The organism is Isoptericola sp. NPDC056134 (assembly GCF_042264825.1).
Taxonomy (GTDB): domain Bacteria; phylum Actinomycetota; class Actinomycetes; order Actinomycetales; family Cellulomonadaceae; genus Isoptericola; species Isoptericola nanjingensis.
The window spans coordinates 64,433-84,492 of record NZ_JBHJVM010000011.1 but is presented as its reverse complement, the minus strand read 5'-3'; the positions used below and the strand labels follow the sequence as shown (position 1 = coordinate 84,492).

14 protein-coding genes are annotated in these 20,060 nt (G+C 73.9%); 4 read left to right on the top strand and 10 right to left on the bottom strand.

Annotated elements, in window-relative coordinates; genetic code table 11:
* Nucleotides 1–57: 57 nt before the first annotated feature.
* From ACFCZN_RS12480 to ACFCZN_RS12455, 6 genes are read right to left on the bottom strand one after another with little or no spacing between them, the layout of a single operon-like run.
* The gene (locus tag ACFCZN_RS12480) at nucleotides 58–2,094 is read right to left on the bottom strand and encodes a beta-galactosidase (protein WP_430556991.1); all 2,037 of its coding nucleotides are present in this window, start codon (nucleotides 2,092–2,094) and stop codon (nucleotides 58–60) included.
* Nucleotides 2,091–3,017 carry an ABC transporter ATP-binding protein gene (locus tag ACFCZN_RS12475; protein WP_430556990.1) on the bottom strand — a complete coding sequence of 309 codons (927 nt, stop codon included), beginning with the start codon at nucleotides 3,015–3,017 and terminating at the stop codon, nucleotides 2,091–2,093. Before ACFCZN_RS12475 ends, ACFCZN_RS12480 begins: the two co-directional genes overlap by 4 nt.
* Nucleotides 3,014–3,949, bottom strand: a complete 936-nt coding sequence (locus ACFCZN_RS12470; RefSeq protein WP_430556989.1) for an ABC transporter ATP-binding protein — start codon at nucleotides 3,947–3,949, stop codon at nucleotides 3,014–3,016. Before ACFCZN_RS12470 ends, ACFCZN_RS12475 begins: the two co-directional genes overlap by 4 nt.
* Nucleotides 3,946–5,013, bottom strand: coding sequence for an ABC transporter permease (locus tag ACFCZN_RS12465; RefSeq protein WP_430556988.1), 1,068 nt, complete (start codon nucleotides 5,011–5,013; stop codon nucleotides 3,946–3,948). The genes ACFCZN_RS12470 and ACFCZN_RS12465 overlap by 4 nt, the downstream gene beginning before the upstream one ends.
* Before the next feature lie 12 nt (nucleotides 5,014–5,025).
* Nucleotides 5,026–6,015 (bottom strand): ABC transporter permease, encoded by a 990-nt coding sequence (locus ACFCZN_RS12460; RefSeq protein WP_430556987.1) that lies wholly within the window; start codon nucleotides 6,013–6,015, stop codon nucleotides 5,026–5,028.
* A 39-nt stretch (nucleotides 6,016–6,054) separates the two neighbouring features.
* Nucleotides 6,055–7,749: an ABC transporter substrate-binding protein gene (locus ACFCZN_RS12455; protein ID WP_430556986.1), complete on the bottom strand. Its 1,695-nt coding sequence runs from the start codon at nucleotides 7,747–7,749 to the stop codon at nucleotides 6,055–6,057.
* Between the two features lie 129 nt (nucleotides 7,750–7,878).
* Between ACFCZN_RS12455 and ACFCZN_RS12450 the strand changes: the two genes are divergently transcribed.
* Together ACFCZN_RS12450 and ACFCZN_RS12445 are read left to right on the top strand one after the other, a co-directional pair.
* Nucleotides 7,879–9,159 carry an ROK family protein gene (locus tag ACFCZN_RS12450; RefSeq protein ID WP_429766953.1) on the top strand — a complete coding sequence of 427 codons (1,281 nt, stop codon included), beginning with the start codon at nucleotides 7,879–7,881 and terminating at the stop codon, nucleotides 9,157–9,159.
* Nucleotides 9,156–11,288, top strand: coding sequence for an alpha-galactosidase (locus tag ACFCZN_RS12445; RefSeq protein WP_430556985.1), 2,133 nt, complete (start codon nucleotides 9,156–9,158; stop codon nucleotides 11,286–11,288). Before ACFCZN_RS12450 ends, ACFCZN_RS12445 begins: the two co-directional genes overlap by 4 nt.
* Here ACFCZN_RS12445 and ACFCZN_RS12440 read toward each other — a convergent pair.
* A complete protein-coding gene (locus ACFCZN_RS12440) occupies nucleotides 11,285–12,298 on the bottom strand; it encodes a LacI family DNA-binding transcriptional regulator (RefSeq protein ID WP_429766956.1) in 1,014 nt (337 codons plus the stop codon). The two genes, ACFCZN_RS12445 and ACFCZN_RS12440, sit on opposite strands and share 4 nt — an antisense overlap.
* Before the next feature lie 110 nt (nucleotides 12,299–12,408).
* On the opposite strand from ACFCZN_RS12440, the gene glgB reads away from it, so the two are divergent.
* Nucleotides 12,409–14,625 carry a 1,4-alpha-glucan branching protein GlgB gene (glgB, locus tag ACFCZN_RS12435; RefSeq protein WP_430556984.1) on the top strand — a complete coding sequence of 739 codons (2,217 nt, stop codon included), beginning with the start codon at nucleotides 12,409–12,411 and terminating at the stop codon, nucleotides 14,623–14,625.
* Between the two features lie 25 nt (nucleotides 14,626–14,650).
* Here the strand turns inward: glgB and ACFCZN_RS12430 are convergent, their stop codons facing one another.
* The 3 genes from ACFCZN_RS12430 to ACFCZN_RS12420 are packed head-to-tail and all read right to left on the bottom strand — an operon-like array spanning nucleotide 14,651 to nucleotide 18,039.
* Nucleotides 14,651–15,604 carry a co-chaperone YbbN gene (locus tag ACFCZN_RS12430; protein WP_429766960.1) on the bottom strand — a complete coding sequence of 318 codons (954 nt, stop codon included), beginning with the start codon at nucleotides 15,602–15,604 and terminating at the stop codon, nucleotides 14,651–14,653.
* A gap of 24 nt (nucleotides 15,605–15,628) precedes the next feature.
* The gene (locus ACFCZN_RS12425; protein ID WP_430556983.1) at nucleotides 15,629–16,642 is read right to left on the bottom strand and encodes a hypothetical protein; all 1,014 of its coding nucleotides are present in this window, start codon (nucleotides 16,640–16,642) and stop codon (nucleotides 15,629–15,631) included.
* Nucleotides 16,639–18,039 (bottom strand): hypothetical protein, encoded by a 1,401-nt coding sequence (locus tag ACFCZN_RS12420; protein ID WP_430556982.1) that lies wholly within the window; start codon nucleotides 18,037–18,039, stop codon nucleotides 16,639–16,641. The genes ACFCZN_RS12425 and ACFCZN_RS12420 overlap by 4 nt, the downstream gene beginning before the upstream one ends.
* Nucleotides 18,040–18,346: 307 nt before the next feature.
* Between ACFCZN_RS12420 and ACFCZN_RS12415 the strand changes: the two genes are divergently transcribed.
* Complete coding sequence (locus ACFCZN_RS12415; protein WP_430556981.1) at nucleotides 18,347–19,852, top strand: hypothetical protein; 1,506 nt, start codon at nucleotides 18,347–18,349, stop codon at nucleotides 19,850–19,852.
* Nucleotides 19,853–20,060: the final 208 nt, after the last annotated feature.

Sequence of the window (20,060 nt, the reverse complement as noted above, 5' to 3'; positions counted from 1 at the left end):
CCTTCGTGGTTCGCAGGGAGTTCGCTGGGTGCCGACCCGGTCAGGGTCGCAGGTGGCTCAGACGGACGCCGGACGGCGCGGCTCGCGCAGGACGCGCGCGCCGCCGGCGGGCACGGTGGTCAGCGGCCCGACCTCCGCCCCGGACAGCAGGTCGTGCCCGGCGGCGGCGACCTTCTGCTCGTCGCCGGTGTGGTTGAGGAGGAAGAGGTAGGAGCGGTCGTCACCCCGGCGGCGCACCGCCTCGAGCCCGGGCGCCGCGTCGAGGACGCGCGGCACGCCGCCGTCCGCGAGGAGCCGGTCGACGAGCCGCCCCACGCCGTCGGCGCCGAGCGCCGCCGAGACGTACCAGGCGGCGCCGTCGCCGATCTCGCGCCGGGTCACCGCCGGCCCGCCCGCGAGCGAGCTCGAGGCGTACCGGACCACGGCCTCGGCCCCGTCCAGGTGCACCCGCTCGGTCCACTCGGTCGCCTCGCCGCCGTCGTCCAGCCGGACGGCCTGCCCCTCCTGGAGGGGGTAGAGCTCGTCGCTCCAGGCGCCGAGCACGTCGGCGAACGCGGCCGGGAAGCCGCCGGTGCGGACCTGGCCGTCGTCGTCGCAGACGCCGGACAGGTAGGTCACCAGCAGGGTGCCGCCCCGCGCGGGGACGGCGGCGAGCCGCGCGGCCGTGTCGTCGTCGACGACCAGGAGCGTCGGCACGACGACGAGGTCGAAGCCGTCGAGCGGCGCACCGGGCGGCACGACGTCGCACAGCACCTGCCGGTCCCACAGGGCCCGGTGCCAGGCCCGCAGCTCCCGGCCGTAGGACAGCTCGCGGTGCGGCATGAGTCCGTGCTGGAGGGCCCACCCGGCGGGGTCGTCGACCACCATCGCGGCCCGGGCGGCCTCGACGGCCGTCCCGGCGACCTCCGCCAGCGAGCGCAGGTGGCCGCCCAGCTCGACGACCTCCTGCCACACCCGCGACCGGGTGCCGCTGTGCGGGAGCATCGCCGAGTGGAACTGCTCGGCGCCGGCGCGCGAGGCGCGCCACTGGAAGAACATCGCGCCGTCCGACCCCCGGGCCACGTGACCGAGCGAGTGCCGCACGATCTCCCCGGGGTCCTTGGCGCGGTTGCGGCGCTGCCAGCTCGGGGCGCCGGTCGAGCTCTCCATCAGCAGCCACGGCCGCCCCGGGGACATCCCGCGCACCCGGTCGGCGGCAAAGGCGAGGTCGTGCTCGCGGTCGCCCGCCGGAAGGTCGCCGACCAGCGTGTAGTGGTCGTTGGCGACGACGGCCGTGTGCGGCGCCCACGACGCGTAGTCGACCACCTGGGCGCCGGCGCCGACCATGAGGTTGGTCGTGACGGGCACGGCGGAGTGCCGCTCGAGGACCTCCTTCTCCGCCAGGTAGTGCGCCAGCAGCGCGTCCGACGAGTAGCGCTCGTAGTCGAGGTAGAGCCCGGGGTTGGGGGCGCCGTGCCGGCCGCGCGGCGGCATGATCTCGTCCCACTCGCCGTACCGGTGCCCCCACTGGGCGGTGCCCCACGCGGCGTCGACCCCCTCGAGGCTGCCGTGCCTGTCGCGCAGCCACCGGCGGAACCCCGCCGCGGAGTCGTCGCAGTAGCAGCGGGCGTTGCCGCCGCCGAGCTCGTTCCCCACGTGCCACAGGCGCACGGCCGGGTGGTTCCCGTAACGGCGGGCGAGGGCCTCGACGTGGCGCAGCGCGTACCGGCGGTAGACCGCCGACTCCGGGCACCACGCGTTGCGTCCCCCGGCGGGCTCGCGGTACCCGTCGGCGAGCACCGGGGCGATGCCGGGGTGCGCGGTGAGGAGCCAGCTCGGCGGCGCCGCGGTGGGGGTGGCCAGGTCCACGGCGATCCCGTGGGCGTGCAGCAGCTCGATCGCGTCGTCCAGCCACGACCAGTCCCGCACGCCGTCGGCGGTCTCCACGGTCCCCCAGGCGAAGACGCCGAGGGTCACGATGTTGACGCCCGCCTCGCGCATGAGACGCACGTCCTCGTCCCACACCTCCCGCGGCCACTGCTCGGGGTTGTAGTCGCCGCCGTAGGACAGGCCGTCGGTCGGCCAGCGCGTCCCGGCGGGGGGCGCCGCCGTCACGACGTGCTCCGGGCGGCCGCCCCGCCGCGCGCCTGCGCCGCGGGCACCCCGGCCTCCTGCCACTCGCCCGCGAAGTGGTCGTAGCAGACGCTGTTGTCGATGGCGCCGCGGTCCGTGCCCTCCTGGGTGAGGCTCACGCGGTCGACGCGCTCGGGGTCCGGGGCCGCCGTCGCGAGGAGCTTGGTGTAGTCGTGGTGCGGGTCGAGGATCACCGCGTCCGCGGGCCCCCGCTCCACGACCCGCCCCCGGTACAGCACGACGATCTCGTCGGAGAAGTGCCGGGCGGTCGCCAGGTCGTGCGTGATGTACAGGACGGCGAGGCGGTCCTCGCGCTGCAGGCGGCCGAGCAGGTTGAGGACGCCGAGCCGGATCGACACGTCGAGCATCGACACGGGCTCGTCGGCGATGAGCACCTGGGCGCCCGGGGCGAGGGCACGGGCGATGGCGACGCGCTGCCGCTGGCCGCCGGACAGCTCGTGGGGCCGGCGCGGGGCGATGTCCTCGGCGGGCGTGAGGTTGACCCGTTCGAGCATCTCGACCACCCGCTCGTGCGTCTCCCGCGCCGTGCGGGTGCGCTGGTGGATCCGCAGCGGTCGGGCGACGTGGTGCTCGATCGAGTGGAACGGGTTGAGCGACGCGAACGGGTCCTGGAAGACCATCTGCACCTGGCGCCGGTACAGCGAACCCTGGACCGGGGTGTCGTCGTCGAGGCGCACGTCGACCGTCCCCGACGTCGGCTTCTCCATGCGCGTGAGGATCTTCGCGATGGTCGACTTGCCGGAGCCCGACTCCCCCACCAGGGCCACGGTGCGCCCGGGGACCAGGTCGAGGCTCACGTGGTCGACGGCGCGCAGCCGCGACCGGCGCAGCCCCGTGCGGATCGAGTAGTCCTTGACCAGGTCGGACACGTGGACGCGGGTCATGCTCGGTCCTCCTGACCGTTCGGCACGGGTGTGCCGGCGTCGGCGAAGTCGTCGACGCCGCTGCGGATGAAGCCGCCCCGCTCCCCCGACAGGCTCGGGAACGAGCCGAGGAGCTTGCGGGTGTACGGGTGGCGCGCCTCGCGGTACAGCCGCTGGGCGGTGTCGAGCTCGACGATCTCGCCCGCCAGCATGACCGCGATGCGGTCGCTGATCTCGAGCAGCAGGGGCAGGTCGTGGGTGATGAACACGACCGCGAAGTCGAGCTCGTCGCGCAGCCGCACGATCTCGCGCAGGATGTCGCGCTGCACGACGACGTCGAGCGCCGTCGTCGGCTCGTCCATGATCATGATCTGGGGCTCCAGCAGCATCGCCATCGCGATCATGACGCGCTGGCGCATGCCGCCGGACAGCTCGTGCGCGTACGACCCGAGGCGCCGCGGGTCCACGCCGACGCGGGTCAGCACCTCCTCCGACCGGCGGCGCACCTCGGCCCGCGGCGTGCCCGGCCGGTGGGCCAGCAGCGTGTCCCGCAGCTGTGCGCGCACGGTGGTCACCGGGTTGAGGGCGTTCATCGCGCCCTGGAAGACCATCGACAGCTTGTCCCAGCGGAACGCGCGCAGCGCGGAGTCCTCCAGGGCGAGCACGTCGACGTCCGCGCCGTCGCGGTCGTGGAAGGTGATGCTCCCGGACGCGATCCGCGCCGGGGGCCGGTGCAGCCGGTTGACCGCGTAGGCGAGCGTCGTCTTGCCGCAGCCGGACTCGCCGGCGAGGCCGAGGATCTCCCCGCGGTGCAGCGTGAGGCTCGCGTCCTTCACCGCCGTGACCGGCTGCTCCACCTCGTAGACCACCGTGAGGTCCGAGACCGTGAGGACCGGTTCCGTCCGACCGCCGCGGGCGGCGGTCCCTTCGTCCTGCACCAGGGTCGTCGTCATCGCGCGGACACCTCCTTCGCGCCGTCCGCCTCGCGGACCGCGTCCGGCTCCTGCGGGCGCGACCGGCGGTGCGCGCGGGCCAGGTCGCGCTCGAGGCGGGCGGCCTTGCGGGCCCGCCTGCGGTGCTGGCGCAGGTTCTTGAGCTTGGGGTTGATGATCTCGTCGATCGAGAAGTTGATGAGCGACAGGCCCATGCCGAACAGCGCGATCACCAGGCCCGGCGGCACGAACCACCACCAGGCCCCGAGGGAGAGGGCAAAGCCGTTCTGCGCGTAGAAGAGCATCGTGCCGAGCGTCGCGGAGTTCGACGCCCCGAGGCCGATGAACGACAGGCCGGCCTCGCCGAGGATCGCCGCGATGACCGCGAAGACGAACTGCGACGCGATCACCGGCAGGAGGTTCGGCAGGATCTCGACGACGATGACGCGCCACGGCTTCTCGCCCGAGACCTTCGACGCCGCGACGTAGTCACGGTTGCGCACGGACAGGGTCTGGGCTCTCAGCACCCGCGCCGACGCGGCCCAGCTCGTCACCGCCAGCACGACGGCGATGGTCCACAGGCCACGGCTCTCGCGCGGCACGAAGCCGGAGATGACGATCACGAGGGGCAGCCCGGGGATCACCAGGAAGACGTTCGAGAGCAGCGAGAACGCCTCGTCGGCGAAGCCGCCGCGGTAGGCGCCGTAGATGCCGAAGAACGCGGACAGGGCGGTGGCCAGCACGCCGACCAGCAGGCCGATCTGCAGCGAGCCGCGGGTCGCGTACGCCAGCTGGGCGAGCACGTCCTGGCCGGTCTGCGTGGTGCCGAGCAGGAAGTCGGCCGACGGCGGGGTCAGCCCGATGTCGCGGATCTGCCGAGGGTCGCCGACCAGGTACGGGCCGAAGATGCCGAAGAGCGTGATGACGCCGACCAGCACCAGGCCGACAGCCAGCCAGGGCGTCATCGTGGGCAGGAGCATGCGCCAGCCCGAGCGCGGCGCGCCGCCGGCGCGGTCGCGCGCCACCTCCTCGGCCTCGGCCTCGTCCACGAGGGACGGTTCGTTCGCAGGACTCAGGTTCGTCATGACGGTGCCTCCTCAGGACCGGGCTCGGGTGCGCGGGTCGATCAGGCCGTACAGCAGGTCGACCACGAGGTTCGCGCCGAGCACGGCGAGCGTGATGACGAGGAACAGCCCCTGCATGAGCGCGTAGTCGTTGTTGGTCACGGCCCCGAGCAGGCGTCCGCCGATGCCGGGGTACGAGAACACCTGCTCGGTGATCACCGAGCCCGAGACGACGAACCCGAGCGAGATCGCGAAACCGGCGACCGACGGCAGCACGGCGTTGCGCGAGGCGTAGGAGCGCAGCACCGTGCGCGGGGACAGCCCCTTGGCCTCGGCGGTGAGCACGTAGTCCTCGGACAGCGTGGAGACCATCATGTTGCGCATCCCGAGCAGCCAGCCCCCGACGGAGGCGAGCACGATCGTCAGCGCCGGCAGGGCGCCGTAGTGGATCGCGGAGAGGATGAACTCCGCGTTCCAGTCGGGGTCGAGGACGACGTCGTAGCCGCCCTGCAGCGGGAACCAGCCGAGCACGCGGGCCAGGACGTACGCCAGGATCAGCGCCAGCCAGAAGTACGGCACCGCCGCCAGGAGGGTGGTCGCCGGGATCAGCGAGTCCAGCCAGGTGCCGGGCTTCCACCCGACGAACGCCCCGAGCGTCACGCCCAGGACGGCGGCCATCACGGTGGCGATGCCCACCAGGACCACCGTCCACGGGAGCGACTGCGCGATGACGTCCGTGACCTGCGCCGGGTAGTAGCTGACGGACACGCCCAGGTCACCGTGGACGAGGTTGTTCAGGTAATCGACGTACTGGTTCCACAACGGTTGGGAGTCGTCGCCCCCGAGGAGGAGGGCGTACGCCTCCCGGGTCTCGGGCGTCACCGTCCCGCCGCGCTGCTGCAGCTTGGCGAGCAGGATGTCGACCGGGTTGCCCGGGAGGAGCCGGGGGATCGCGAAGTTCAACGTCAGCGCGGCCCACAGCGCCACGACGTAGAAGCCCATCTTGCGCAGGAAGTAGTTCACGGCAGGGTGCTTTCCTCGGGGACGACGTCTCGGGTCATGTCAGCCGGCCGGCTGGATCTTCTTGAAGATCTCGGCGGCGTCCATCGCGGACCACACGGCCGGGAACGCGTAGAGGTCGTCGTCGGACGGCCAGCCGCTGAACTTCGCCGTGTTCCACACGCTCGTCGTGCCGCCGGTGAGGATCGGCACGTACGGCATGTCCTCGAGGATCTGCTCCTGGATCGTGTCGAAGTACGGCTGGCGCGCCGCCGCGTCGTCGAGCGGGAGCTTCGCCAGCTCGTCGAGCGCCTTGTCGACCTCGGGGTTGGAGTACCGCGAGTAGTTGTTCCCCGCGGACTTGCCGACCTTTGCGCCGGAGCCCGAGTCGAAGAAGTAGTTGTAGAGGTAGAACGGGTCGGGAGCGGGTCCCTGCCACAGGGAGTCGATCGCGAGCTCGAACTTGCCCGACCCCTTCTTCTCCGTCCACTCGTTCCACGACGACTGCGCGGTCTGGAGGTCGATGCCGGCCGCCTTCGCCTGGGAGGCCATCGTGTCCAGGGCGGTGATGTAGTCCGTCCACCCGGTCACGACCTCGACCGTGAGCGTGAGCTTCTCGCCTTCCTTGGCGTAGATGCCGTCCGAGCCCTTCGCCCAGCCGGCGTCCTCGAGCAGCTGCGCCGCCTTGTCGGGGTCGGCCGTCATCGGGGCGGTCTTCTCGGTCACCGCGTCCGAGACGAACTCGTCCTGGCTGGGGGTCAGCGTGAAGACCGGGGACATCTCGTTCGCCGTCTCCATGAACGCCAGCTTGTTGAGCTGGGTGCGGTCCATCGCGTAGTACAGCGCCTTGCGGACGGCGGGGTCCGTCTGCGGACCCGTGCAGCCCATCTCCGCGCTCGAGCAGGTGGACAGCACCATCTGGTTCTGCCACTGCGTGTACGCGTCGTAGCTCGGGAAGTTCTGGTGGGTGTTCTGGATGTCCGGGATGGGGCCGGTCTGCCAGTCGACCGTGCCCGCCGCGATCGCGTCGGCGCCGGCCTGGTTGCCCGACAGCGACAGGAAGCGGATGTTCTTGACGGCGGACTCACCGCCCCAGTAGTCGGGGTTCGCCTTGTACGTGAACGCCTGCGGCTTGAAGCTGTCGAGCAGGTAGGCCCCCGTGCCCACGGGGTTCTCGATGACGTCCTCGACGGGGTTGATGTCCTTCCACAGGTGCTCGGGCACGATCGGCGTGTTCATCACGTCCGGGCCCTTGACGAACGCGGGCTGCTCGAACGTGAACGTCACGTGGGTGTCGTCGACCGCCTTCGCCGTCCCGTCGAAGCCGCCGCTGTTGATCGAGGGGTTGTCCTTGAGGAGGGTGAAGGTGAACTCCACGTCCTTCGCGGTGAAGGGCTCGCCGTCGCTCCAGGTGACGCCCTCGCGCAGCGTGACGGACAGCTCCGTGCCGTCGTCGTTCCACACCTGCTCGGTGCCCAGCAGCGGCACCGGGTCCCGCACCTCGGCCTTGTTGTAGAAGAACAGGGGCTCGTAGATGGTCCCGAGGCCGCCGATCTTCGAGGGCGAGAACGGGTTGAAGTTGATCTGGTAGTCGCCGGCCTGGCCGGTGTACGCGACGAGCGTGCTGTCCGCGCCCCCGCCCGAGCCGCCCGAGCTGCCGGCCGAGCCGCCCCCGGAGCACGCCGCGAGGGCGAGACCGAGGGCCGCGACACCGGCGAGCACCGCGCCGCGCCGACGGATTCCTGTCCTGAGGAACATCTGCGGTCCTTTCTCGTGCCGGCACCAGAGCCGGCTCCAGCGGCGCCGTCGTCGGCGCTCGTGGGTATTCTTGCCATGGTTAACTTAAGCGGTCAAGTGCTGTAGGTCACTCACGCAAGGAGGCGGTAGATGCTGCTGGACGGCGTCGCGCAGGTCGTCTCGTCGCGCCGTCTGCTCGATCTCGTGCGGACCCGCGGGTCGATCAGCCGGGTGGAGCTGGCCCGGCTCTCCGGCCTCACCTCCCCCACCGTCACGCACGTCGTCCGGGGGCTGCTGGACCTCGGTCTGGTGCACGAGACCGGGGTCCAGCAGCGCGGCCGCGGCCAGCCGCGCCGCCTGCTGAGCGTCACGGCGGACGCCGGGTACGCCGTGGGCATCCAGGTCGACCTGACGACCACGACGGCGGTGGTCGTCGACTTCGCCGGCGCGACGGTCGCGAGCGCCGGGCTGCGGGGCTCCGGACGGCGGTCGCCCGACCGGACCGTGGGGACGCTCGTCGACCACGTGGGCGACCTGCTCGCGAGCGCCGGCGTCCCCCGCGACCGTGTGCTCGGCGTGGGCCTCGTGACCCACGGCCCGCAGGACCGGGAGCGGGGCATGCTCCTCACCGCGCAGCCCACGCCCGCGTGGGAGAGGTTCCCGCTGACGGCGCGCCTCGCCGCCGGGCTGGGCCTGCCCGTGCTGCTCGAGAACGACGCGACCGCGGCGGCCGTGGGCGAGCTGTGGACGCGGGACCTCGACACCGAGACGTTCGGGCTCGTCTACATGGCCTCGGGGATCGGCGGGGCCGTCGTCGTGGACGGCGTCGCCTACCGCGGGCGTGCCTCGAACGCGGTCGAGATCGGCCACGTCCCGCTCCCAGACGCACGCTCCGCCTGCGTCTGCGGCAACCGCGGGTGCACGCAGGCGGAGGCGGGCCCGGCGGCCGTCGTCACCCAGGCCCTAGCCCGCGGCGACGTCGCCGAGCGCTGGGGCGTGCGGGGACCCGCCGAGGACACGCTCGCCGACTTCGAGCGCGTGGCCCGCGCCGCGCGCGACGGCGACGCCGCCGCCACCGACCTGCTCACCCGGTCCGCCCGCCGGGTCGGCCAGGCGGCCACCGTCCTCGTCAACCTCTTCGACGTGGACACCGTGCTGCTCGCCGGCCCGGCGTTCGCGACGGCCGGCCCGCTGTACCGCCGCGTCGTCGGCGCCGCGCTGTCCGAGCACGCCCTCAGCCGCACCCTCAGCCCGCCCCGGGTGGCGCTCTCCGGACAGGTTGCCACGGCCGCCGCCGTCGGCGGCGCTCTCACGGTGCTGCGCGGCGCGCCCGACCCGGGCCTGCCGCTGGGGCGTGCCCGACCCCGACCGTCGACCGACCTCACGCCCGACCCCGAACCCGACCAGCCCGCCACGATCGGAGCCCTGTGACCACCGCCCACCACGTCCTGCACCGCGACGGGACCGCCCTCGTCCTCCATCTGCCGACGCACGGCCTGCCCGCCGTCGTGCACTGGGGTGCGGACCTCGGTCCGCTCGACGACGACGCCGCCGACGTCCTCCTCCGGGCGACCAGCCGCCAGACGCCGCCCGGCACCCTCGACGCCGCCTGGCGCCTGCCGCTCCTGCCGCAGGAGTCCGACGGCTGGTCCGGCCGGCCCGGCCTCCTCGTCACGCGTGCCGGCCGGCCCGTGTACCCCCGGTGGGAGTCCTCCGTGGGCCGCCCGGACGAGGCGACCTCGATCATCACCGCCACCGACGCCACCGGCGGCCTCACCCTGCGCACCCGCGTGGAGGTCGGCCCCGGCGGCCTCGTCGTGCTCGACCACGAGCTCGTCAACGACGGCGCCGACCGGCTCGAGGTCGCCTGGCTCGAGGCGACCCTGCCCGTGCCGAAGACGGCCGACCACCTCACCACGTTCGGCGGCCGGTGGACGCGCGAGAAGTCCCCGCTCACGACCCCGATGCCACGGGGGACCACCGTGCGCGAGTCCCGCCGGGGCCGCGGCGGCCACGACGCCCCCTGGGTGACCCTCGCCTCCGAGGGCGCGCCCCGCGCCGGGGACGGCCGGGTGTGGGCCGCCCACCTGGGGTGGAGCGCCGACGTGCGCCACCGCGTCGACCGGGTCACCGAGCACGTCTCGCTGCTCGGCGCGGGAGAGCTCCTGCGACCCGGCGAGCTCGTCCTGGCGCCCGGCGAGTCGTACCGCGCGCCGACGGCGTACTTCGCCTGGTCGGACGGCGGCCTCGACGGCGTCGCGGCACGGTTCCACACCTGGCTGCGCGCCCGCCCCCAGCACCCGCGCTCGCCCCGGCCGCTCGTGCTCAACACCTGGGAGGCGGTGTACTTCGACCACGACCCCGAGCGCCTCTTCGCGCTCGCCCGGCGGGCGGCGGAGGTGGGGGTCGAGCGCTTCGTCCTCGACGACGGCTGGTTCCCCGCGCGCCGGGACGACACCAGGGGTCTCGGCGACTGGGTGGTCGACCGAGGCGTGTGGCCCGACGGCCTCGAGCCGCTCGCCGAGCTGGTGCACGGCCTGGGGATGCAGCTCGGCCTGTGGTTCGAGCCGGAGATGGTCAACCTCGACTCGGACCTCGCGCGCCGGCATCCCGACTGGATCCTGGCCAACCCCGCCTCCGTGCCGTCGCCCGACGGCCTGTCGTTCCGCACCCAGTACGTGCTCGACCTGGCGAACCCCGACGCGTGGGAGCACGTCCGGGGGCAGTTGTCCGCGCTCGTGACGGACCTCGGCATCGACTTCGTCAAGTGGGACCACAACCGGGACCTGGTCGAGCCCGTCCACGACGGCGCGCCCGGCACGCACGCCCAGACGCTGGCCACGTACCGGCTCCTGGACCGGCTCCGGGAGGACCACCCCGCGCTGGAGATCGAGTCGTGCTCCTCCGGCGGGGCGCGCACCGACCTCGGCATCCTCGCCCGCACCGACAGGGTCTGGGCCTCCGACTCCAACGACCCGGTGGAACGGCAGGACGTCCAGCGCTGGACCGAGCTGGTGCTGCCCCCCGAGCTGGTCGGCGCGCACGTCGGGCCCTCGCCCGCGCACTCCTCCGGGCGTGCCACCGACCTGTCGTACCGGATCGCCACGTCGCTGCAGGGCTCCGCCGGGTTCGAGTGGGACATCCTCGGCTGCACCCCGGAGGAGACCGCCCGGATCACCGCGTTCGCGGCGCTCTACAAGGAGCTCCGCGGCCTCCTGCACTCGGGCACCGTGCGGCACCCCGACACCGCCGACCCCGCCCTGCGGGCGCGCACCGTGGTCGCCGAGGACCGGTCGGAGGCCGTCGTCACCGTCGCGACCGTCGCGTCGCCCGAGGAGGCGCTCGCGGAGCGGCTGCGGATCGACGGTCTCGACCCGGAGCGGCGGTACACCGTGCGGCTGCGGGACGAGATCGGGGAGTCACGCTGGGGCTGGGTCACGCCGGGCTGGCTCGGCGACGGACCGGTCACCCTCCCCGGCCGGGTGCTCGCCGAGGTCGGGCTGCAGCTGCCGACGCTGTGGCCCGTCCAGGCGATCGTGCTGCACCTCGCTCCGGCCTAGGCAGGCGGGCCGGTGCTCCCCCGCACCGTGAGCGTCGGGGTCGAGTCGCGGTACGCCCGCGCCTCGGCCCCGGCCATCCGCTCGAACAGCCGCCGGGCCACGTGCGCCCCGTAGCTCGTCACGTCGTGGCTGAGCGCCGTGAGCTGGGGGTACGCCGCCTGGCACAGCGGCGAGTCGTCCCAGGCCACCAGTGAGACGTCCTCGGGCACGCGCGCCCCGAGCCCGTGCGCGACCCCGAGGCCGGCGAACGCCATGACGTCGTTGTCGTAGATCACGGCCGTCACGGGGTCGTCCGTCTCCAGCAGGGAGCGGGTGGCGGCCGCACCGGAGTCCGGCGTGAAGTCCGCCCGCGCCACCCGGGCGACCACGCCCGCGCGCGTCGCCTCGTCGTCGAACGCCAGGTCACGGATGGTCGTGTGCCCGAAGCCCTCCGTGCCGGACACGCGGCCGATCCTGCGGTGCCCCAGCCCGGCGAGGTAGCGCACGCACTCGCGGAGGGCCGTGGCGTCGTCCGTGTACACCGCGGGCAGGTTCCCCGCGAACTCGGGGTCCCCCACGACGACGGCGGGCAGGGCGTCGCGCTCCGACAGCGCCGCGATCCGGGGGTCGTCCTTGCGGGGGTCGACCACGATCACGCCGTCGACGCGGCGGGCGGCGTGCCAGCGCCGGTGCGCCTGGGTCTCGGCATCCATGTCGGGCACGACCTGCAGCAGCAGCCCGTACGAGCGCTCCGTGAGCACCTGCTCGATGCCCGCGATGAACTGCATGTAGAACGACTCGAAGCCCAGGGTCTCCGGGGCGCGGGCGAGCACCAGGCCGATCGTCTCCACCCGCGCGCCGGACAGCGCCCGGGCCGCCTGGCTCGGCACCCACCCGAGCTCCGCCGCGACCCCGAGGATCCGTGCCCTGGTCTCGTCGGAGACGCCCGGGCGGTCGTTGAGGGCGTAGGACACCGCCCCCGTGGACACACCGGCCCGCCGGGCGATGTCCGCGATCGTGATCCGAGCCATCCGCTCTCCTTCCCGAGCAGGATGGTATGCCTCGCCGGGCCGCTGCCCGCGCCCGGGGCCGGGCCGCGCGTCGGAACGCGCCCGACATACGTCCGTGGAATCGTGGGCGCATGACGCCGTCGCCACCGCCCGTCGACCCCGAGGTGCTGACCGCCCTGGCCCAGGGCACGCTGCACGACCCGCACGCCGTGCTCGGGCCGCACCTGCTGGACGACGACGGCTCGCCGGCCGACCGGGCCTGGGCCGTCGTGCGGGTGCTGCGGCCGCTGGCCGACGAGGTGACGGTCGTGACCGGGGACGGCGAGCACCCGGCCCGGCACGTGGCGGCGGGCGTGTGGGAGTCGGTGGTGCCGGCGGGCGTGGACGCCGACGGCGGGCGCCACGCCCCGGACTACCGCGTGCGGACCCGCTACGACGACGACGTCCAGACCGTCGACGACCCGTACCGCTTCCTGCCCACCCTGGGCGAGGTGGACCTGCACCTGATCGCCGAGGGCCGCCACGAGGAGCTGTGGCGGGCGCTCGGCGCCAACCCCCGCCGGTTCCCGAGCGCGCTGGGCGACGTCGACGGGACGGCGTTCGCGGTCTGGGCGCCGAACGCCCGGGGCGTGCGCCTCGTGGGCGACCACAACCGCTGGACCACGGTGCACCCGATGCGCTCGCTCGGCGCGAGCGGCGTGTGGGAGCTGTTCGTGCCCGGCGTGGGAGAGGGCACCCGGTACAAGTTCGAGGTGCTGGGCGCCGACCGCGTGTGGCGGGCCAAGGCGGACCCGCTCGCCAAGGGCACCCAGGTGCCGCCCGCCACGGCGTCGGTCGTCGTCGACTCGGCGTACGAGTGGGCGGACGGCGAGTGGATGGCACGCCGCGCGACGTCCGACCCGCACGCGGGGCCGGTGAGCGTCTACGAGGTGCACCTGGGCTCGTGGCGGCCAGGGCTCGGCTACCGCGAGCTCGCGGAGGAGCTGACCGCCTACGTCGTCGAGCTGGGCTTCACGCACGTCGAGCTGCTGCCCGTGGCAGAGCACCCGTTCGGCGGGTCGTGGGGCTACCAGGTGACCGGCTACTACGCGCCGACCGCACGGTTCGGGCACCCCGACGACTTCCGGTACCTCGTGGACCGCCTGCACCAGGCCGGCGTCGGCGTCATCCTCGACTGGGTGCCCGGTCACTTCCCCCGCGACGAGTTCGCCCTCGCACGGTTCGACGGCGGCCCGCTGTACGAGCACCCGGACCCCCGCCGCGGGGAGCAGCCCGACTGGGGCACGCTCGTCTTCGACTTCGGTCGCCGCGAGGTGCGGAACTTCCTCGTCGCCAACGCCACGTACTGGTTCGAGGAGTTCCACGCCGACGGCCTGCGCGTCGACGCCGTCGCGTCGATGCTCTACCTCGACTACTCGCGCAAGCCCGGCGAGTGGGAGCCGAACGTGCGCGGCGGGCGGGAGAACCTCGAGGCCATCGCGTTCCTGCAGGAGGCCAACGCCACCGCCTACCGCCGCTCCCCCGGCGTGATGATGATCGCCGAGGAGTCGACGGCCTTCCCCGGCGTCACCCGGCCCACCGACGCTGACGGGCTCGGCTTCGGGCTGAAGTGGAACATGGGCTGGATGAACGACGGGCTGCGATACGTCGCGCACGACCCGATGTACCGGCGCTACCACCACCACGAGCTGACGTTCTCACTGGTCTACGCGTTCTCGGAGCAGTACGTGCTGCCGGTCAGCCACGACGAGGTGGTGCACGGCAAGGGCTCCCTGCTGCGCCGCATGCCGGGCGACCGGTGGAAGCAGCTCGCGGGCGTGCGCGCCTTCCTCGCCTACCAGTGGACGCACCCCGGCAAGCAGCTGCTGTTCATGGGCCAGGAGTTCGCGCAGGACGCCGAGTGGGACGAGGGCTCCGGCCTCGACTGGTGGCTGCTCGAGACTCCCGGCCACGCCGGCGTGCAGCGCCTGGTCCGCGACCTCAACGCCCTCTACCGGGTCACGCCCGCCCTCTGGGAGCGGGACTTCGACACCGCCGGGTTCGAGTGGCTCGACGCCGACGACGCCGACCACGACACGCTCTCCTGGGTGCGCCGGTCCGCCGACGGCGACCCCGCCGTCGTGGTCGTGAACTTCGCGGGCGTGCCGCACGAGGGGTACCGCCTCGCGCTGCCCGACGGCGGCGCCTGGGACGAGGTCCTCAACACGGACGCCGAGGTCTACGGCGGCTCCGGCGTCGGCAACCTCGGGCGCGTGCACGCCCAGGACGTGCCCTGGAAGGGGCGGCGGCACTCCGCCACACTGCGGGTGCCGCCGCTCGGCGTGCTGGTGCTGCGCCCCGCGGACTGACCCGGGGACGCATCGGGCGTGGGCGTCAGTACAGGCTGATCGCCAGGCGCTGGCGGGCCTTGATCACGCGCGGGTCGGTGGGCCCGACGATCTCGAAGTACTCGACGAGCCGCACGCGGAGCTTCTCCTTCGCGTCCGCGTCGGCGCCGGGGAGCAGCTCGAGCAGGCGGGCGAAGGCGTCGTCCACCTTGCCGCCGAGCATGTCCATGTCGGCCACGGCGAGCTGCGCCTCGACGTCCGCCGGGGCGTCGGCCGCCGCGGTCCGGGCCGCCTGCAGGTCGGCGCCGCGGGTGCGCTGCAGCAGGCGCACCTGCGCCAGGCCGGCCACCGCGAGGGCGTCCTTCGGGTCCTGCTTGATCGCCTTCTCGTACGCCGCGACGGCGGTGTCGAGGTCGTCGCGCTCGATGGCGTCGTACGCCTCCTGGTGCAGCGGCGGCAGCGGCTCCTCGACCGGCTCCTGGTCGACGGCCTCCGCGGGCTCCTCGCCCTCGGCGCCCTGGGCGGGGGCGCGTCCCGTGACACCGTTCTGCTCGGCCGCGGCCAGCACCTGGTCGAGCACGCCGCGCACCTGCTCCTCGGGCGCCGCCCCCTGGAACAGCGGGAGGGGCTGGCCCTGCAGCACCGCGACGACGGTCGGCACGCCCTGCACCTGGAAGGCGGCCGCCACCTGCGGGTAGGCCTGCGCGTCGAGGCGGCCGAGCAGGAACCGGCCGGCGTACTCCTCCGCGAGCCGGCCCAGCAGCTCGCCGAGATCGGCGTTGGCCTTGTCGGTGGGGATCCACAGCAGCATGACCACGGGGTACGTGGTCGAGTCCTGCACCACCTGCTGGAAGTTCGCGTCCGTGACGTCCAGCACGTAGCCGCCCGCCGACGGCGCGCCGCCGGGCTCCCCCGGGGGCGGCGACTGCGGGCGGTTCAGCGCCGACAGGTCGACGGCGCCACGCGTGCTGAAGGTCGGGTCGGGCGTGGGGTTGGTCATGGGCGCCATCCTACGAGCGGAGCGTCAGTTCGAGGCCGCCGTCGCCACGTGCGAGTAGCCGAGCGGCCGGATCTTCTCGTCGGAGCCCTTCGCCGGGACGTACAGCGCGACCATGTCCGTGTACCGGGTGTTCAGCACGTTGGTCTGCTCGGCGTCACCGAGGAGCGCCTTCTGCGTCTCGGAGAGGGCCGGCACCTTGGCGTCCTCCTCCGCCTCGACCGTGGTCTTGCCGTCGAGGACGCCCATGACGAGCGCCCCGCCGTCGGCCGTGCGGACCGCGCGGACCTCGTCCTTGCGCGCCTGGTACTTCTGCGTGTACTTGGTCCCGGACTCCTCGAAGCCCTCGACCTCCTTCCACGCCGCCGCGTCGGCCGCGACGGCCGCGACCAGGTCGCCCTCGGGCAGTTCGAAGCCCTTCGTGAAGGACGACTTCTTGGCACCGAGGGTGACGATGTCCGCGTACTGCGCGAGGGCGTCGACGGGTGAGGCCGCCAGGGAGTCGTCGTCCCCCGCGACGGCGTCCGATCCCACGGCCGAGTCGGCGAAGTACGGCATGCTCTGCCCGGGGATGAGCTGCACCCACGCCCACATCTTGTAGTCCGAGCGTGCGGACGCCTGCTCGAACGCCACGAGGCGTGGCGTCTCGAGGTCCTCGGTGCTGGACGTGATGGAGAAGCTGGTGCGCGGCCATCCCTCGGTGGTGGGGATGATCATCTGCTGGGACTCGCTCGGGATGTCCGTCACGAACTCCGCGTTGTCCCGCTTCTTGGCGACGGCGAGCTGGCTCTTGCGCACCTCGTACGCAGGCCCGCTCACGCGCGGCTTGAGCGCGTCGCTCTTGAGCGCCTTGTCGGCCTTCGCCACGGTGTCGGCGACCGCGGTGAACACCTGGGTGTCCTGCTCCTCGGTCAGCACGGGCCCGCTGAACGCCTCGCCGGCCTGGGGCTGGGGCAGCTCGTCGGCGCAGCCGGCGAGCAGCGTCGACGACACGACGAGGGCGCTCGCCACGGCCAGGCCGCGGGTGGTACGGCGGTTCATCGGTTCTCCCCGTCGTTGTCGGTCGTGGGGTCGGCGGGCTGCCCGGTCCGGGAGGTGTCGCCGAAGCCCCAGGTCGCGCGCCAGGCGGCGGCGCGGCCCGCGGGCGTGGAGGTGTCGGGTCGGGTGGCGCCCTCCTCGGACGCCCCGTCGGGCTGTGCGGGGCGCACCGCGGGGATCGAGCCGGTGATGGCGCGCAGCATGCGGGTCATCCCGCCCTGCTCCGCCGCCCGCCGGGCCTCCTCCTGGGCGCGCAGCTCCCGCCGTGTCATGCGCAGGGCACCGGTGGCGGTGGTCGGCTCGGCCGGCACGGGCTCGTGCACGGTCGGCTCGGCCGGCACCGCGGGGCCGGGGACGGGCAGGCTGCCGAACGGCCCAGGGGCGGCCGTGTCGGCGGCGGTCGGCGCCGGGTCGGCCGACGGCACGGCCGGCGCGTCGGCGGCCTCGTCGCGCTGGCGGCGGCGCGACCGGCGCAGCAGCCTGCCGGCGAGCGGCACCTCGGCGGTGCCGGCGGCCGAGTCGCGCGCGGTGCCGTCCTCCGGGGAGTCGTCCTCGGCCTCGGTACCCGTCGCCGGCTCGGCGGGGGCGGCTTGGGCGTCGTCCGCCGCAGGCTCGGCGGGCGTCGACGGCGCCCAGGGGCCCGCTGTCGCGGTCGTCGGGCGCACCGGGGCGAACGGGGCCCCGAGGCCGCCGGCCGGCGGGCCGTCGTCGTGGAGGTCGGTGGCGGTCTCGTCGCCCGCCCCCTGCTCGGCGAGGTCGGCCCGGTGGGCGCGGGCACGGCGCCCGCCCAGCACGAGCAGCAGGACTCCGCCGAGCACCAGCACGACGCCCACCCCGACGCCGGGCCACAGGTAGGGCGTGGTGACGGCGCGCGGCCAGCTGAGCTCCAGGGTCGGCGCCTGCGCGCCCTCGCCGACACCGGCGGCGAGGAGCGTCCAGCGGCCGGGGCGGTCGCTCCAGCGCAGCGTGACGCTGTTCTCGTCGGAGGCCTCTGCCACCCACATGTCCGACCCGGCCGGGTCGGAGCCGGACTTCGGCGCCTCCTCGGTCTCGGCGTCGGGGTCGGCGGGCTCGCCCGCCGCGACGGAGAGGTTCTCCCAGTCGCTCAGGCCCGTCACGCGCGAGTACGGGTCGTTGCCGACCCACCCCGCGACGTCGACGTCCCGACCGACGGCGAGGGTGACCTTCTGCCCCTCGGGGACGGACGCGCTCACGGTGACGTCGCCACCGACGAGCCCGAGGACACCGGGGTCGGTGACGACGAACGTGCCGTCACCGGTCGGCTTGGCCGTGGCGACCACCGTGTCGGTGTCGCGCCAGACCGTGGCCGAGGCGACACCGAGCGCGGCGGCAGCCAGTCCGACCAGGACCAGGACACCGCCCAGAATGCGTTGCAGCACCGAGCTTTCCCTTCGACGTGGACAGTCCAGCATAGGGACGGCGCGGAGGGCTCCGTCCACGTGACCGCCCTGGCAGGGTGCGGTTCACGAACCCTTCACGACTCGCGTACGACGGCCGCGCCCTGGCTCCTGCGCGTCGTCACGACCCGTGGAACACTGCCGGGGCGACGCCGTCGCGCCGCACCGACCCGGCGTGGGAGGATGTCCGACTCGTCCCGCGAGGGCAAGAATGTCCCGAGTATCGGCGCCCTGCCCCCGCCACTATCCTGGCGACGCCGGGGCACCCACCATGTACGGAGGTCTGCACGTGTCCGACGAGCGCACGCTCTTCCCGATCACCATGCGCGGTTACGACCGCGCGCAGGTGGACGGTCACATCGCCCGACTCGAGCAGGCGCTCGAGGAGGCCCGCCGGAACGTCGAGAGCACCGACGCGCGCGCCATGCAGATCTCCTCGGAGCTCGCGCTGGTGCAGCGCCAGCTCCGGGAGAACGAGAAGCCCTCGTACGCCGGGCTCGGCTCGCGCGTCGAGCGGCTCCTGCGGTCCGCGGAGGAGCAGTCCACCGAGGTGCTCACGCAGGCGAACCAGCAGGCCGCCGACATCATGGCGCGGGCCAAGCTGTCCGCGGGCCAGGTCCGCGCCCGCGCGGAGTCCGAGGCCTCCGAGCTGCTCGGCAGCGCGCGCCGCGAGGCCGAGGAGATCCGGTCCACCACGGCCGCCGAGGCGGAGGGCACGCTGCTCGCCGCCCAGCGCCGCGCCGAGGAGCTCGTCGGCTCCGCCGAGCGCGAGGCCGCCCTCATCACCAGCACGCTGTCCGCGGAGGAGAGCGAGCGCCGCGCCACCCTCGAGCGCGAGATCGGCGTCCAGCGCTCCACCGCGGAGCGCGAGACCACCGAGCTGCGCGTCGCCGCCGAGCGCGACACCGCACAGCAGCGGGCGCAGGCGGCCGCCGAGGCCGCCGCGCAGCGGGAGGAGGCGGACCGCGAGTCGACCGACCTCCTGGAGCGCACCCGCCGGGAGGCCGCCCGCATCATCGCCGAGGCCAAGCACCAGGCGGCCGAGGCGTCCGACGCCGTGACGACCGAGCTCGAGCAGCTGCGCGAGCAGGCTCGTGCCGCGCTGGCCGACGCCGAGCTGGAGATCGCGCAGCGCCGCGAGCAGGTGGAGCACGAGGCCGCCGCGCGGCACGAGACCGCCCGCCAGGAGACGGACCTGCTCGTCCGGGCCGCCGAGGAGCACGCGGCGGAGGCGGAGCAGCGGGTCGCCATGGCCCTGCAGCAGGCGGAGAAGGTCCGCGCGGAGTCGGACACCTACGTGAAGGCCCTCGTCGCGGACGCCCGCCGCACCGCGGACGGGATCGTCGCCGAAGCGCGGGAGTTCACCGAGACGATGGTCAACGACGCGCGCGTCGAGGCGGAGAACCACCGATCCACGGCCGCCCGCCAGCTCGAGGACCTCACCCGCCGGCACGACTCGATCAACTCCTACCTCGAGGAGCTGCGCGGCCTGCTCGGTGCCGAGAAGGCCGAGACCCCGGCCGGCCAGGGCCAGCCCGTCACCGTCCTGCAGGCGCCCGTCCCGGCTCCCCCGGCGCCGCAGGCGGGGAAGGTCGCCGAGCACACCGACGTCGAGCCCGAGGCCGACGAGCAGCCGGACGCCGCCGGGCAGCCCGAGGACGCCTCCTCCGACCAGGACTCCGCGGAGCCCGGGGAGGTCGCCGAGCCCGAGGACGCCGCGGACGAGCCCGTGGAGGCGGACGCCGAGAACGAGACCCCGGCCCCGCCCAAGGCCAAGGCCAAGGCCAAGGCCTGAGCGACGCGCGCTGACGCCGCGGGGGGGGCCCACACCCCCGTTTGTGGTCCCGTTTTCTTCCCCCCCCGTCCTCTCCCCCCCCCCCCTCCCCCCGCTCGCCCCCCCCCCCCCCCCCCCACCGCAGGCCCCCAGCCCCCCATCAACACATGGGGTTCCGCCCGAGACGTGCACCGCCCAAAAAGCCAACACCACCCCCGCCTCCAACCAC